Source organism: Bifidobacterium pseudolongum subsp. globosum (assembly GCF_000741295.1).
GTDB lineage: Bacteria > Actinomycetota > Actinomycetes > Actinomycetales > Bifidobacteriaceae > Bifidobacterium > Bifidobacterium globosum.
The window spans coordinates 1-14,516 of sequence record NZ_JGZG01000016.1 but is presented as its reverse complement, the minus strand read 5'-3'; the positions used below and the strand labels follow the sequence as shown (position 1 = coordinate 14,516).

General features: G+C 61.4%; 13 protein-coding genes, 1 tRNA gene, 1 rRNA gene and 2 pseudogenes. 12 read left to right on the top strand and 5 right to left on the bottom strand.

Going from position 1 to position 14,516, the window contains the following annotated elements; translation table 11 throughout:
* Positions 1-133 precede the first annotated feature (133 nt).
* A 5S ribosomal RNA gene (gene rrf, locus BPSG_RS07795) occupies positions 134-250 on the top strand.
* Between the two features lie 313 nt (positions 251-563).
* Here rrf and lepB read toward each other — a convergent pair.
* Positions 564-1,226 carry a signal peptidase I gene (lepB, locus tag BPSG_RS07790; protein WP_051592071.1) on the bottom strand — a complete coding sequence of 221 codons (663 nt, stop codon included), beginning with the start codon at positions 1,224-1,226 and terminating at the stop codon, positions 564-566.
* Positions 1,227-1,385: 159 nt separating this feature from the next.
* A complete protein-coding gene (locus tag BPSG_RS07785) occupies positions 1,386-2,399 on the bottom strand; it encodes a ribose-phosphate diphosphokinase (protein ID WP_026643879.1) in 1,014 nt (337 codons plus the stop codon).
* Positions 2,400-2,621: 222 nt separating this feature from the next.
* Here BPSG_RS07785 and rpsF point away from each other — a divergent pair, with 222 nt between their 5' ends.
* From rpsF to rplI, 4 genes are all read left to right on the top strand, one after another.
* Positions 2,622-2,909, top strand: coding sequence for a 30S ribosomal protein S6 (gene rpsF / locus BPSG_RS07780; protein ID WP_022858970.1), 288 nt, complete (start codon positions 2,622-2,624; stop codon positions 2,907-2,909).
* 41 nt (positions 2,910-2,950) lie between these two features.
* A complete protein-coding gene (locus BPSG_RS07775; RefSeq protein ID WP_022858969.1) occupies positions 2,951-3,556 on the top strand; it encodes a single-stranded DNA-binding protein in 606 nt (201 codons plus the stop codon).
* 67 nt (positions 3,557-3,623) lie between these two features.
* On the top strand, positions 3,624-3,872 hold the full coding sequence (gene rpsR / locus BPSG_RS07770) for a 30S ribosomal protein S18 (RefSeq protein WP_022858968.1): 249 nt from the start codon (positions 3,624-3,626) through the stop codon (positions 3,870-3,872).
* A gap of 19 nt (positions 3,873-3,891) precedes the next feature.
* Entirely contained in the window at positions 3,892-4,338 is a 447-nt protein-coding gene (rplI, locus tag BPSG_RS07765) for a 50S ribosomal protein L9 (protein WP_026643878.1), read from the top strand.
* A 126-nt stretch (positions 4,339-4,464) separates the two neighbouring features.
* Here the strand turns inward: rplI and BPSG_RS07760 are convergent, their stop codons facing one another.
* Both BPSG_RS07760 and BPSG_RS08955 read right to left on the bottom strand, forming a co-directional pair.
* Entirely contained in the window at positions 4,465-6,945 is a 2,481-nt protein-coding gene (locus BPSG_RS07760) for a DUF4878 domain-containing protein (protein ID WP_202961610.1), read from the bottom strand.
* 96 nt (positions 6,946-7,041) lie between these two features.
* Positions 7,042-7,107, bottom strand: a pseudogene (locus BPSG_RS08955) (zinc-ribbon domain-containing protein); the annotation flags it as partial.
* Between the two features lie 143 nt (positions 7,108-7,250).
* On the opposite strand from BPSG_RS08955, the gene BPSG_RS08530 reads away from it, so the two are divergent.
* The 7 genes from BPSG_RS08530 (at position 7,251) to BPSG_RS07725 (ending at position 14,007) form a co-directional block, all read left to right on the top strand.
* On the top strand, positions 7,251-8,600 hold the full coding sequence (locus tag BPSG_RS08530; RefSeq protein ID WP_026643876.1) for a zinc ribbon domain-containing protein: 1,350 nt from the start codon (positions 7,251-7,253) through the stop codon (positions 8,598-8,600).
* 275 nt (positions 8,601-8,875) lie between these two features.
* Positions 8,876-8,949: transfer RNA gene (locus tag BPSG_RS07750), tRNA-Lys, on the top strand.
* A 230-nt stretch (positions 8,950-9,179) separates the two neighbouring features.
* Entirely contained in the window at positions 9,180-9,914 is a 735-nt protein-coding gene (locus BPSG_RS07745) for an MIP/aquaporin family protein (RefSeq protein ID WP_022858877.1), read from the top strand.
* Between the two features lie 132 nt (positions 9,915-10,046).
* Positions 10,047-10,895, top strand: a complete 849-nt coding sequence (locus BPSG_RS07740; RefSeq protein ID WP_026643875.1) for a DUF3152 domain-containing protein — start codon at positions 10,047-10,049, stop codon at positions 10,893-10,895.
* Positions 10,896-11,897, top strand: coding sequence for a tRNA glutamyl-Q(34) synthetase GluQRS (gene gluQRS, locus BPSG_RS07735; protein WP_026643874.1), 1,002 nt, complete (start codon positions 10,896-10,898; stop codon positions 11,895-11,897). It abuts the gene before it with no gap.
* 124 nt (positions 11,898-12,021) lie between these two features.
* Positions 12,022-12,867 (top strand): YggS family pyridoxal phosphate-dependent enzyme, encoded by an 846-nt coding sequence (locus BPSG_RS07730; protein ID WP_026643873.1) that lies wholly within the window; start codon positions 12,022-12,024, stop codon positions 12,865-12,867.
* Positions 12,868-12,996: 129 nt separating this feature from the next.
* The gene (locus tag BPSG_RS07725) at positions 12,997-14,007 is read left to right on the top strand and encodes a class C sortase (RefSeq protein ID WP_026643872.1); all 1,011 of its coding nucleotides are present in this window, start codon (positions 12,997-12,999) and stop codon (positions 14,005-14,007) included.
* A gap of 316 nt (positions 14,008-14,323) precedes the next feature.
* Here BPSG_RS07725 and BPSG_RS07720 read toward each other — a convergent pair.
* Positions 14,324-14,516 (bottom strand): annotated as a pseudogene (locus BPSG_RS07720) (IS30 family transposase); the annotation flags it as partial.

Below are 14,516 nucleotides of genomic sequence, written 5' to 3'. Positions count from 1 at the left end.
CAAGCATCCTACTACGCTAACCAGACCAACCACACACTTGGTCGACAGTCACGAACACACACACGCGTCGCGTCCACCCACCGGTCCCCAAACAACCACACAACCAACCCACACGGGTTGACAATTGAAGACTTGCGGCGGCCATGGCCCAGGGGAGACGCCCGGACCCATTCCGAACCCGGAAGCTAAGACCTGGCACGGCAATGGTACTGCACCCGACAGGGTGTGGGAGAGTAGCACACCGCCGCACCACACTTGACACAAAGCCCACCCCAACCCGGTGGGCTTTGCCATACCCAGACCGTGACCATCAACCAGATATATAAGGTATCCCCACACCACAGAAACACCGCCCAATCCATTGACGCACCAGCAGAGGTTTGTCATGCTCGAAGGCGTCATGCATGACTTTCGTCAGGACGAGTATAGAGGTTTGTCATGCCAAGCGGTGTTATCCATGACCTTCGTCAGAGAACCAGAGAACTAAAAGGGCGTTGCCTGTAGATATACGCTACAGACAGCGCCCTTCATATATGTCCCGAATATATAGGAGCAGATCCTGTTCAGCGGGTGACGGACCAGTGTGAGAACGGCCAGTAGATCAGCTTGCTCACGCCGGTGATGTTCTCCATCGGCACGGTTCCGGTGCCGTCAGTGCCAATATCGTGGAAGTGGTAGCGGGAATCAGCGGAATTGGTGCGGTTGTCGCCGAGCACAAACACATGACCCTCCGGCACCGTGACGGAAAACGGGATCTCGCTCGGTGCCATGCCTTCCTGCAGATACGCGGATTCATCAAGCGGCTCGCCATTGACCACAATCGGCGCACCGCCGCCTTCACACTCCACCTTGTCGCCGGGCATGCCGATCAGACGCTTGATGAGGATGTCGGAGTGCTTCTTCTCTTTTGAGGGGAGCCAGCCGCCCGGATCCTTGAACGTGATGATGTCACCGCGTTCGGGCTTTGCGATCGACGGCTTGACCACCATCACGCGGTCGCCAATCCTGAGCGTGTTCTCCATGCTGCTCGACGGGATTTCGTACATCGTGAACACGAACATGCGCAGCAGCACAACGACCACAATCGGCACGACAATCCAAGGCAGATACTCCAGAATCGTCCTGCCGGCGCTGTGGTGCGCCTCCTGGGCGGTCTGTGCGGCATCGGCCCCCACGGCGTCCGCCTCGGCGTGCGGTTCGGTACTGTGTGAATCGGAAGAAGTCATTGTGCACCCCTCATCCCAAACCCCCAGCGGGAACGGGACAGTCAACGTTTGCATACTGAGACAACATGGTAGCAGTTCGGCGCCGTCGTCCGTAGATATGGCAACGCGCGGGCGCACAATATTCACATGTGCGCCCGCGCGTTGCGGGAAATCGCTGTATTACGCGTAGATATTGTGCGTGCGCATGTCTTCGGGCAGGCCGTTGAGCAGATTCGACACAGATCGGGCCTCGAACACCGAGCGGATGCCTGCCGCGAGCAGCGGCGCCGCGGACAGCACCGTCATGTTCGGCAGGCGCTTCTCTTCGGGAATCGGCACCGTGTCCATCAACACGATCTCCTTGGCGCCGCAGTCGCGCAGACGCTCAACGGCCGGGCCGGAGAGCAGGCCGTGCGTGGCGACGAGCGTGACCGACTTGGCGCCGTGCTCGTGCAGTGTGCGCACCGCTTCGGTGATGGTGCCCGCCGTGTCGATCATGTCGTCGATCACCACGCAGTCGCGGCCCTTGACATCGCCGATGATGCCGTGCGCCACAGCATGGTTGGGGCGCGTCGTGTCGCGCGTCTTGTGGATGAACGCGAGCGGAAGACCGCCCAGCTTAGCGGCCCACTGTTCAGACACCTTGATGCGGCCCGCGTCCGGCGAGACAATCGTCGTGTTGTCCAGCGGCAGGCGGCTGCGCATATAGTCGAGCAGCACGGGCAGTGCGGTCAGATGGTCGACGGGGCCGTTGAAGAAGCCCTGTTCCTGCGCGGCGTGCAGGTCGACGGTCATGATGCGGTCCGCACCGGCCGCCGCGAACAGCGTGAACATGAGCTTTGCGGTGATCGGCTCACGGCCCAGATGTTTCTTGTCCTGACGTGAATATCCCAGAAACGGCGCCACCACGGTGATTGAGCGTGCCGACGCACGTTTGGCGGCGTCGATCATGATGAGCTGTTCCATGATCGCTTTGTTGATCGGAGTCGTGTGCGCCTGCATGATGAACACGTCGGCGCCGCGCACGGGCTCGGTGAACCGCACATACATCTCTCCGTTGGCAAAGTCGTACGCCGTCGTTGGCAGTACTTCCGTTCCGAGATAATGGGCGGTCTCCTCAGCCTGCTCGGGGTAGGCACGGCCCGTGACGAGTGCAAGACGTTTATCGGGGGTGCCTTCGAGAACTGCAGACATTATTCGCCTTTCAAACTGCGTTCGGATGCCCGTGAATCGAGCATATTCACTATAGCAACGTGCATGTATGTGCAGTCCGTGCGTGTCCAATCTGACGGGTATGCTGGCACAGTTGCCCGCGCACACCAGTCCGCACCCGCAGTCCGCGTGCGCGCAGGGGCACAACGCATACACACTCCTGTCGCGGAAAGTCCGCGGCCAACAGTCCGAAGGAGGTGGGTGATGTCTGCGCATAACTACGAACTGATGTTCATTGCCGATCCTGAGATGGATGACAACGGCCTCAAGAAGCTGACCGATCAGCACATGGAAATCGTCACCAAGGAAGGCGGTTCCGTCGACAACATCGATATCTGGGGTCGCCGCAAGCTCGCGTACGAGATCGACGGCAAGACCGAAGGCAACTACGTTGTGGTGACGTATTCCTGCGAGCCGGCCACGAGCGACGAGCTCGACCGTGTGCTCAACCTGAACGAATCCATCGTTCGCACCAAGATTCTTCGCAAGTAAGACCACTGCGGCATCAGCACGCATACGTTGGAAGGAACGTTATGGCAGGTGAAACGATTATCACCATCGTGGGCAATCTGACCCGCGACCCGGAACTGCGCACCGTGGGCAGTGGCTCCACGGTCGTCAACTTCACGATCGCGTCATCGTCCAGGCAGTTCAACCGCAACACGAACCAGTGGGAGGACGGCGATACGCTGTTCCTCAACTGCTCGGCGTGGGATTCGGCCCGCAACTCGCTGGCGTCGAACATCGCGAACTCGCTGTCCAAGGGCATGACGGTCATTGCACAGGGCCGGCTCACCCAGCGTTCCTACCAGGCACAGGACGGTTCGCAGCGAACCGTCGTGGAGCTGCGGGTGGACGACATCGGCCCATCGCTGCGCCGCGCCACGGCGCAGGTGAATCGGCAGTCGTCGAGCTCCGGTTTCGTGGGCAACCAGCAGCAGGGCGGGTTCAACGGTGGTTACCAGGGCGGAGCAGGCTATGCCGGCGGTGCCAACGGCTTCGGTGCACAGGGCGCGCCGCAGCAGCAGGCACAGGCACCGGTCTCCGACCCATGGAACAGCGCCGAACCCTCCGGATCCAGCTTCGGCTCCTTCGGCACCTCCGAATTCGGCGGTGGATCCGACGAGCCGGAATTCTAAGACGTATCGCGCGCATAACGCCGCACCCCACAACATATTGAACAGTATTCGTTAAGGAGACAAATAGATGTCACGCAAGAGGCCGCAGCCGCCGGTCAAGCCGTTTAAGAAGAAGCCGAACCCGCTCAAGGCCGCCAAGGTCACCGAGATCGATTACAAGGACGTCGCGCTGCTGCGCAAGTTCATCTCCGATCGCGGCAAGATCCGCTCCCGTCGCATCACCGGTGTGACCGTGCAGGAGCAGCGCGAAATCGCCAAGGCGATCAAGAACGCCCGTGAGATGGCTCTGCTGCCGTACGCGACCACCGGCCGCTGAGTTCTGAGGAGGAGACGAAATGGCTAATACCAAGGTTATTCTCAAGAAGTCCGTCACCGATCTGGGCCACGCAGGCGACATCGTCGAGGTCAAGAACGGCTACGCCCGCAACTACCTGATCCCGCAGGGCCTCGCATTCGCATGGTCCAAGGGCGCCGCCGCCCAGGCGGAAGCCATGAAGCGCGCTCGCCTGGCCAAGGCCGTGGCGACCCGTGAAGGCGCCGTCGAAGCCAAGGGCATCATCGAGGGCATCGCCGTCGAGATCCCGGCCAAGGTGTCCGAGTCCGGCAAGCTGTTCGGTGGCATTTCCAACGACCAGATCGCCAAGGCCCTCGCCGACAAGGTTGCCGTGGATCCGCGCGCAATCACCGTCGAGAAGATCCAGACCCTCGGCGAGTTCCCCGCCACCGTGGCACTCCACTCGGAGATCTCCGCGAACTTCTTCGTGAAGGTCGTCGCTGAGTGAACCCGCGTTGAAGATCGTATGACCGTATGATCTTCCCATCAGACCGATTAGCAGTCTGAGCTTAAGCAATCAAAAGGGGCTCCGCAGTCAAAATGACTGCGGAGCCCCTTTTGATTGCGCCGGCAGTTAGTCGGTGAACTCCACGGTGATCTTGTCGCCGTCGATGGTGAACTCGCCCTGCATGGAGGCGATCGATGTGCTGTCACTCTCCGGCTTCCAGCCGTCAGACGTCTTGAACTCATAGGTGTATTTCGCGGTGCCGTCATACGTGCTGAACGTGCCGTTGCCAAGCGAAATGTAGTTCTCGGAGACCTCTGGGTACTCGGTGATCGACCACGAGTAGTTGCGTGTGTCGGAGCCGCGGAAATAGGAATAAGCGGAGAACGGGCAGTTCGCCGGCCTCTTGTCCTTCGATTTGGCGCACTCATCCAGCTTGGATGCCACCTGTTCGTTGATGGCGCCGTAGAGCGCGTCTGTGGCCTTGACGTTCAGTGAGGCTGCCGACCCCTCGGAGGAGTCCGCGCCGGCGACAAGATCGGCTGTTTCCTGCGTGTAGAACTTCGATGTTGCGGTGGCCACGTCGTATTTGCCCGGATAGACCACGAACGTGTGGCTCTCACCATCCGATGACTTCGCGTTCTTTGACGTGACCGCGATGCCGTTGACGGTGATCTCGTCGACGGCATCGGGGTATGACACGGCGATCGTGGTTGTCAATGGTTCGGCGATGGCCCAATCCGTGAAGACCAGGGCCTTGCTGCCTTTCTTGACCATTTTGAGGTCGCGCGTCGTCTGCTTGCCGTCGAGCGTGTACGCGACCGTCAGCGTCTTGGCGTTGCCGCTGTTCCGCTCGCGCACAACATGCGCATTGGTGATACGCCCCTCATTGCCCGGCGCCGCTTTGCTGGTGAGCAGTTTCGCCTGGTCCTGCTTCAACTGCGGGTTCGCTAGTTCATTGGCGCGGTCGAAGTCGCCGTTCTCGATGGCGGTGATGTAGTCCTTGCCCGCCGATGTCGCGCTGAACATCGTGGCATTGAGGATGGCGTAGGTGATACCGAGCACCGCTATGGCGCCCAAGGCGATGCCCGTGACGATCCAAGAGCGCTTCTGCCTGGCGCTCATGGTGCGCGCGGTGGCCGGCATGGCAGCGGGCGCGCCGGCCGGTGTCGCATATGGAGCCGAAACCGCGGCCGGGGCGGCGATGGGCGTACCCGGGGTGGGGACGGCCTTGGCTGGCGCCGCAGCCGGCGCACTGGTTTCGGGCTGCACGGTGCCACCGACGAAGCATTTCCACATGCCCGGTGCGGACTGAATGATCACGGGAGCGAGCAGACGCGCGCAGATCTCGATGAGGAGTGCCCAGGCCGCTGCCACCAGACTGAACCACAGTGCCGGCATGATGGTGATGCCGGGACCCGAGATGGCCTGACCTGCGGCATGGAATTGCATCGCCATGGTCAGATAGGGCATGATCAGCCAGAATACGAACCAGAATACAGGCGCCTGCCAGCAGTATGACCACCCCGCATAATGCGGATCATAGTAGTTGCGTGCCCCCGCACGCACGGCCGTATACAGCAGGCACACCAGCATGACCGCGAATATGATCCACAGCAGCCAGATGAGATTCATCGACGCGGGCATCTTGGTGTCGAAATTGAATAAGGTGAGGGTCTGCGGCAGGGAACTTGTCATGTTCGCCTCGATGCCGCCAAACGACGTCAGCACGAGCATATAGGACGGTGCCAGCGGCAGAAGCATGGGGAACAACGACATGATCGGGACGTCGGGGACCTGCGATGCAATGACGCAAATCGCGATGATGCCGATGACGGTGTACGCGACGGTGAAGATCGCGGCGGATTCGATGATCGTGCGCACGGATCCGCGTGCTCGGTGCGCCCAGTGCCAGGCGGCCAGAAAGACATTCGAGGAGGCGGGCGCCTTATCGGCGAGGAAATGACCGGTGAGCGCGCCTGCCGCGGCGATGAGGAACGTGAGCGCGAACGTGCGGAACGAGGCACCGGAGAATGTGATTACGGCGGTGTCTTCGTAAGGTGTCGAGATGCGGAAGATTGCGGCGAGGATGATGACGACAAGGCCGGAGGCGATGCCGACGAGTAGCGCGCTGACAACGCCGGACCAGCGGAATGCTATCCGGTGTGTTCGTGCCATCATATAGGCGCCGAATGCGGCGCCTGCGAAGAGCGCGACGCCGACGAGGGACATCGGCAGGCTGAATGATGCGGCGGTCGTGGAGAACATCGCGGATGACACATTGAACGAGAATTCGCCCGATATGCCGGCGACCAGGGCGATGATGAGGTTTTGGAAGAAATTAGGAGTGTAAATCTCAGTCAAATCGCTGTACGAAAATGACGTCTGGTCTGCGATCACCTGTTCCGTGAGATCCGTGAACGAGCCGATTGCGAGCAATGTCGTAATCAGGGCGAGGACAATGGCCGAGCCAAGCGCAATGCCGAGCGATGCGCCGAAGGTGGCCAGATGGCCCGGGGTGATGCGCGCCGGCGTTGTGGAACCCGCTGGTTTCGGTGCGGCGGATGGTGCCGGAACGGGCGGCATGTATGCCGGTGGGCCTCCTGCCACGGTGGGTTTCGCCGGTGGGGATGAGACCGCGGGCGCGGGCACCGGAACTTGCATCGGCTGTCGTTGTGTGGCCGTGGCCTTTCGTGGTGAGAGACCTGCGCCACAATTCGCGCAGAATTTCGCGCCGTCAGCGACGGCGGCGCCGCATTGGGGGCAATACATCGTGGATCTTCCTTCCCTGTATTCCACTGCATTAATTGCGTAGACACATAGTAGCGCGTAGTCGCAAGGCGCGGCAAAACAGTGGTGTTTATTCTGCGATACACTGTCATTGATATTGGTGAAAACACGATGGAGGGGATCTCATGCAGTGTCAGCATTGCGGTAGTGCATTATCCGCGAACGATCGATTTTGCCCGTCATGCGGGGCGAAGGTGGAGCCACGGCTTGCCCAGGCTCCGACCGCTGGCGCATCGCGACTCTGCCCGTCGTGTGGAGCACCGACCGACGATTTGATGAACTTCTGCATGCATTGCGGCAAACGTCTGCCGGAGGCGATGCCGCCGGTACCAGCACCGGCTGGGAGGCAGGGCAAGGCCCATGCGCAGGCCGAGGAGACGCAGGGGCTTCCGTCCCAGACCGTGCCTTCGGTTCCGCCTGCTGCATATGCGCCGCCTGCGCCACTGCCGGGCGGCGTGCCGCCGGTGCAGCCTGACGGTGACGGGCCCCAGCAGACGAATCCCAACCGCAAGTGGATCATCATTGCCATTGTGGTCCTCATCGTGTTCGTCGCGGCCGGTCTGGGATTCTGGGCATGGTCCGCGAACCACGCCGACCGGCAGGCTGGCGCGAATCCCGGGTCTTCGCAACAGGCTGCAGATCCGGCGAAAGGGGCGGACACAAGCGGTGGCAGCGATAAGCGGGCATCCGACGGCGATACAGACGCGGACAAGGAGGGCGACGAGTCGGTGAAAACATGTTCCGCGAGCCCGGATGCCACATTGGATTCCGTGAATTCCAGCGATGCGACATTGGTGGTCAAGCTGCATCTTGATGACAGCGCATGCGGCAGCATGCCCTATAAGGAATCGAATGTGCGCGTCAACCTGAAGGACGGCGCCGGTGACGTCGTCGCCGCGGCCGTCTTCGATTTCGCGAAGAAGTCTATTGAGTTCAAGGATGGGGAGGCGGAGGTCTCCTTGGCGTTCAACACGCAGCAGTATTGGCGCCCGGTCGGTCAGATCGATGACGGCTCGTCCACGTCCATCGTGTGGCAGACCAATCAAAAGCCCGACGGCAAGCCCGCGGCCGACGCGGGCAGTGCGCTCGGCGGCGCGAACATCAGCGCCGACGACCGCGAGCGTTTCGCACAGATCGCATTGAGCGACCAGTTGGACCACGACCACAGCGCGGCATATGACTTCTACGATACGTACACCAATCAGCTTTCCAGCAAGAAATACAATATGGAACTGAACGGCAAGACATGGAAGTATGTGGACATCTACGAGCACTTCCTCAAGGTCAAGCAGAAGCGCCCCAACGCGCTGCTGATCTGGGCCTCCGATTATTCGAACTACACCAAGCACGGCCACGCGGCCGACTATTACGTGATTCTCTCCGGTGAATCGTTCAACAACGCGGATGAGGCGCAAAGCTGGTGCTCGGCCAATGGGTATACGTCCGATGACTGCATAGCCGTCGACCTGCAATAGCGGCCGCGCCACTGGCCGATCCCATCGGATCTTTCGCCTGTCGTTGTGAGCGCAAGGGCTGTCATCGGCTGATGGCGGCCCCTTTTGTGAAGAAAATGTGAAGAATATACGGAAAGGACGGGAGGGGAAAGAGGGCATCGCAGAAGGTGATTGAATGAAGATAATGGGATTATCGCGAAAATCGTTGGAAAACAGCCATTCTGCATTTTCGACACGCCGAGAGTTGCGAACGCGGCGAATCTGAGTATATTTATTACTCGGTTCGCAAAACCAACGCCCCTTTAGCTCAGTTGGTTAGAGCAGCTGACTCTTAATCAGCGTGTCCAGGGTTCGAATCCCTGAGGGGGCACCCGCGAGAAGCCTCGGCCGTGTATCGGCCGGGGCTTCTTTGTATTTCGCCCCGAGGGGCCCTATGCCTCCATGCCCTTTCTTTCGAGTGGACGACCCGCCATTGCCCATGGTGGGCGCTACACTCATACCGGTTCCCACGCATTCCCATACGGGGTGAACCATGCAATCCATCCATCAGAGAAGATTGTTCAAACCATCTTGCATACGCATAGAAAAGGCTGAAGAGCAGTGGAATACTCGTTGTTTACGCGGTTGGCGGCGGAGTTCGTCGGCACCGCGGTACTGATGATCTTCGGCAATGGCGCAGTGGCCAATGTCGAATTGAAAAACACGAAAGGGCATAACGCCGGCTGGATCAACATCGCCATGGGCTACGGCTTTGGTGTCATGTTCCCCGTGCTGATGTTCGGCGGTGTCTCCGGCGCACAGATCAACCCCGCCATGACGATCGCGCAGGCGGTCAACGGCATGTTCCCGTGGAGCGAGGTCCTGCCGTACATCATCGCGCAGGTATTGGGTGCGGCCGTCGGCCAGCTCGTCGTGTACATCACGTATTACCCGCATTACAAGGCCACGGAGAATCCGGAGGCCATCCTCTCCACGTTCTGCACGACCGACGCGCACGAAAGCCGCAGCAACTACTTCATCAACGAGTTCTTCGGCACGCTCATGCTCGTGCTCGGCGCGCTGTGCTGCCTCGAATTGCAGTGGGGTCGCCAGAACTATGCGTCCGCTTCGATCGTCGTCGGTTTCATCGTCTGGGGCCTCGTGTGCTCAATGGGCGGCCCGACCGGCCCCGGCCTCAACCCGGCGCGTGACCTGATGCCGCGCGTGCTGCACTCGATTCTGCCGATCCCGCACAAGGGGTCGTCGCGTTGGAACGAGGCGTGGATCCCGGTCGTCGCCCCGATCTTCGGCGCGATCATCGGCGCGTGGCTGTTCAACGTACTGTTCGCCATCTGATTGCGCGCGTGCACATGCACGCCGTATCGTCCAGACAATCCCCGGCATGCGTGCCGGGGATTGTTGTTTGCGCGGCGAAACGGATATACTCGCCGTAACTACCCCAAGAAGTCCATGGAGTGAGAGGTCACGGTGAGCACTACCCGCAGTCCGCGCCGCCACGTGCGCGCGCGCCGCCGACGGATCTACCGCATCCGCCGTGTCGTGGTGGCCTGCGCGTGCCTGCTGCTCGTGCTTGGCGTCACGTTCAGCACGCGTGGTTCGTTGCGCGCGCTGAACGTGCTCCACGCGCAAGCCGGCTCGGGCATATGGTCGTCTGCGATGAGCCCATACCGCGCGCCCGAGCAGACGCCGACCGAAGACGAGCACACAAGGAAACAGAGGGAGGAGATCGCCGCACTCGGGGCGCCGCTGACCGACGCCCAACGCAACGAGATCTACGCCAAGGCGAAACAGACCGCGCAATCGAGCGGCGCGTTGCCCACGCGCATGACGTATTGCATCGCGTCACGCGGCAACGTCGGCTCGGTCGACCATTTCGCCAACACCGTGTACCGCGCGCTCAACGACGTGCGGGGATGGCCGCGTGCGGGCGTCGTGTTCGCGCAAGGGCAGAGCGGCCAGTGCGATGTGACGATCACACTCGCCGAAGCGAAGGAGCTGCCGTCGTTCTCGGCGGGCTGTTCCGAGGAATACAGCTGCCGGGTGGGCAACGACGTCATCATCAACAAGAAGCGCTGGGATGGCGCCGTGCAGCACTGGTTCGACGCGGGCGCCACGCTCGCGCAGTACCGCACGATGGTCATCACCCACGAAGTGGGCCATGCGCTCGGACACATCGACAACGAGACGCCGTGCGGCGGCAACAAACAGGCTGCGCCGCTCATGCAGGAACAATCGATGTTCCTCAAGGAATGCTCGCCGAACCCTTGGCCGCTCGACAGCGAACTATGGAGCACTTTCGTGGGGTCGGAGCCGTAAATGACCGGTCGTTTCGCACCCACCCCGTCGGGACGCATGCACATGGGCAACGCGTACGCCATGCTCGCCGCGTGGCTGTCCGCGCGCGCCCGGCACGAACCGATCCTGCTGCGCATCGAAGACATTGACGCCCCGCGCGCGATTCCTGATGCCGACCGGTGGATCATGGATGATTTGGCATGGCTCGGCCTGGACTGGGACGGCGAGCCGGTCTACCAGTCGCAACGGCTCGACCTGTACGAGGCGCTGTTCCGGCGGTTGCGTGACGCGACCCCCTCGCCGCTCTATCCATGCTTCTGCTCGCGCGCGGAGATCCGTGCGGCGAGCGCCCCGCAGGAAGGCGACCGGTTCATCGTCTACCCGGGCACATGCCGCCGCCTGCTGGAACGCGACCCGTACGAGGTGCGGCGCAGGCTCGACGCCGGTGCGCGCCATTCGTGGCGGTTCGCCGTGCCGCCCGCAAACACCCCACAATCGCAGATATTGTTCGATGACCGCGTCTTTGGCGCACAATCATTCGATTTGGGGGTGGAGCTGGGCGATGTTGTGCTGCGCCGGTCGGACGGCCTGTTCTCGTACCAGCTCGTCGTCACCGTGGACGACCTGCTGATGGGCGTGACTGACATTGTGCGCGGGCGTGATCTGCTGCGCTCGACCGCGCTGCAGATCGCGGTGCGCGAACAACTGCTCGAGCTCGGCGTTGGCAGCGCGGATTTGCCCGCGGCGGTGCCGGAGTATGCGCATCTGCCGCTGCTCGACAACGCGGCGGGCGTGCGGTTGGCGAAGCGCACGCGCTCGCTCGATTTGGGCGTGCTGCGCACGCAGGGCGTGCGGCCGCAGCAGGTCATCGGGTATTGCGCGTGGGCTCTCGGGCTTGTGCTGCAGCCGCGCGCGATGAGCGCGGGCGAGGCGCTCGCGGTGTTTTCGTGGCAGCGGGTGCGCGCTCATGCTGCGGATGTGCGCGTGCCCGACGACCTGCCCGCGCGCCTGCTGTGTCTCTAGGCCGCCTCGGGACGCATGGGCATGCCGGCGTCCATGCGCGTACGATGCGGTATGGTTGCGGATAGGTGAGGATGAGGCGCCGTGGCGAACGCCTTCCGGCGCCTGAGGAAAGGTGGTGGCGGCGATGACCGCGTACATGGATCACAAGGACCTGGCGAACGAGACGATCAGTGACGATCGCGCTCGGGAGATCGCGGACGGCGCGCACCGCGTGCTCGACCTGATCGCGCGGACGGAGTTCACGAGTGGGCGTGAAGAGGGGTCGGTCACGCTGCTGGCGGCCACGAAGACGCGTGACGTCGGCGAGATCATGGCCGCGATCGACGCCGGTGTGCACATGATCGGCGAAAACCGGCCGCAGGAAGTGATCGCGAAGATCGACGGGCTGCGGTATGCGTGTCTGCAGCGCGGGATCGTGCTCGGCGCGAGCGACATGCAGACCGTGGCGAGCCTCGACGAGACCGACGACCCCGAGGCGCTCGACCGTCTGCCGCTGCACCTGATCGGGCAGTTGCAGAGCAACAAGATCGGCAAGATGCTGCCCGACGTCAACACGATCGAGTCGGTCGACTCATTTGAGCTCGCCGAGAAGATCGCGCGCCGTGCGGCCGCGCGCGAGCAGACGGTGGGTGTGCTGCTCGAAGTCAACGAGTCGGGCGAGCCCACGAAGTCGGGGTGTACGCCCGACGAGGCCTTCGAACTCGCGCTGCGCATCGCGCAATTGGAGGGCCTTGAGCTGCAGGGATTGATGACGGTGGGCGCGCATGTGGACGACGAGCGCGAGATCCGCCGAGGATTCGCACATCTGCGCGATGTGCGCGACCGCGTGCGCGATTCCGACGCCGAGGGGACCGCCACATGCGTGGAGTTGTCGATGGGCATGAGCGGCGACATGACGTATGCGATTGACGAAGGCGCGACGATCGTGCGCATCGGGCAGGCGATCTTCGGTGAGCGCGACTTCAAGTGAGCGCATGGAAAAGAGTGGATGTAGAGGGTATGCCGTAAGCGGCATCTGACTGCTATGCTTCAGTGCGTTGGACGGCGCGCTGTGCATATGTACGGCGGGCCGGGGACTATAACAGGACTCGGGGTGAGGATGCGCAGGGACCGCAAAGCCAAGGCAGGGCAGCACCAGACACAGCCGTGGCGGCCGCTCACTTTCGAGCAGGCAACCGATATCACGGATGTGGTGCGTTTGCGCACATCACTGCGCCGCCGCATGATCGCGATGCGCGTGTTCACCATAGTGCTCGTGATTGCCGCGGTTGTCGTAGGTGCTACACCGTTCGTGCTGCAGTGGAATACGTCACGCCGGCTCGCATCGCAGACGAGGCTCGTCAACCGGAATGTACTCAACTGGCCCTATCCGCAGGCGGAGAATGAGCTCAAAGCGGCGCATGACTACAACCAGAGACTTGCGGCGAGTGGACAGCCGATTCTGGGAGAAGCGGTAGACCCGTTCGCGAATGCGGGTGGAAGCTCCGCGGCGTCCGGCACAGGGGATTCTGCGGCGAGTGAGGACACGGAGTACCAGTCGTTGCTGGACACTGGCGATGGGGTGATGGGGTCCGTGAACATCCCGAAGATCAGTGTGGAACTGCCTATCTACCACGGCACGTCCGAAGAGGCGCTCGCGGACGGCGCCGGGCATCTGTATGGCACGAGCCTGCCGGTTGGTGGCTTCAACACACATGCGGTGATCACCGGGCACCGCGGCATGGTGTCTGCACCGATGTTCACGCGTCTTGACGAGATGCATGAGGGCGATTATTTCTACATCGATGTCATGGGTGAGAAGCTCGGGTATAAGGTCGACGACATCACGGTGATTGATCCGGACGATACGTCGACGTTGCGTGTGGTGCCGGGGGAGGACCGTGTGACCCTCATGACATGCACGCCTTACGGTGTGAACACACAGCGGCTGCTTGTCTCCGGGCATCGCGTTTCGATTCCATACCCTGCTCCGAATCCGACCGACGTGCATGATGCACGCACGATCGCGTTCATTGCGGCGATAGCGACCTTCCTTCTTGGATTGCTGGTTTGGCTGCCGTTGGCACGCCGGTGCAAGCGCATGATACGCATGCGCCATGCACGCGCATAACCACACTTTTCCGGCTGCGGCAGTATGCACTGAGGTAGCGGCCGGCTATGGCAGCGCTTGTTTTTCCAGATTTTACAAAATAATCACAAATCGCTTCGAGGGACATCTTCGAGTGTATATAAAACCTGTCAAATTGCAGAATAAGCATTTTTTGAATGGGGTACATACCCTTGTTTGGAGGGGTAGTAGGGCCGATTATTGTGGTGTAGCGTTCCGACTAGAAAGTTTCCGCTATATGTAGATAAACCTATGGGGGGGGGGGAGCGATGAGGTGGGTTCTAATGGTCGTTGCAACACGTCCTTGTGATTGTATGCTTTATTGAGCGTATTCCATGGCATTGAGAAGTTCGATGATCCGTTCGCTTGGCTTGGCCCAGTCCAGTGTTTTGCGTGGTCTGTCGTTGAGCTCGTCGGCCACTGCATCGAGGTAGTCCTGACTGTAGGCGGACAGGTCTGTTCCTTTTGGAAAGTACTGGCGCAGCAATCCGTTGGTGTTCCTCGTTCGTGCC

Coding starts and splice junctions, on each gene's coding strand:
- lepB (WP_051592071.1), bottom strand. CDS start 1,226: ATGACTTCTTCCGATTCACACAGTACCGAACCGCACGCCGAGGCGGAC.
- BPSG_RS07785 (WP_026643879.1), bottom strand. CDS start 2,399: ATGTCTGCAGTTCTCGAAGGCACCCCCGATAAACGTCTTGCACTCGTC.
- rpsF (WP_022858970.1), top strand. CDS start 2,622: ATGTCTGCGCATAACTACGAACTGATGTTCATTGCCGATCCTGAGATG.
- BPSG_RS07775 (WP_022858969.1), top strand. CDS start 2,951: ATGGCAGGTGAAACGATTATCACCATCGTGGGCAATCTGACCCGCGAC.
- rpsR (WP_022858968.1), top strand. CDS start 3,624: ATGTCACGCAAGAGGCCGCAGCCGCCGGTCAAGCCGTTTAAGAAGAAG.
- rplI (WP_026643878.1), top strand. CDS start 3,892: ATGGCTAATACCAAGGTTATTCTCAAGAAGTCCGTCACCGATCTGGGC.
- BPSG_RS08530 (WP_026643876.1), top strand. CDS start 7,251: ATGCAGTGTCAGCATTGCGGTAGTGCATTATCCGCGAACGATCGATTT.
- gluQRS (WP_026643874.1), top strand. CDS start 10,896: ATGACCGGTCGTTTCGCACCCACCCCGTCGGGACGCATGCACATGGGC.
- BPSG_RS07730 (WP_026643873.1), top strand. CDS start 12,022: ATGACCGCGTACATGGATCACAAGGACCTGGCGAACGAGACGATCAGT.
- BPSG_RS07725 (WP_026643872.1), top strand. CDS start 12,997: ATGCGCAGGGACCGCAAAGCCAAGGCAGGGCAGCACCAGACACAGCCG.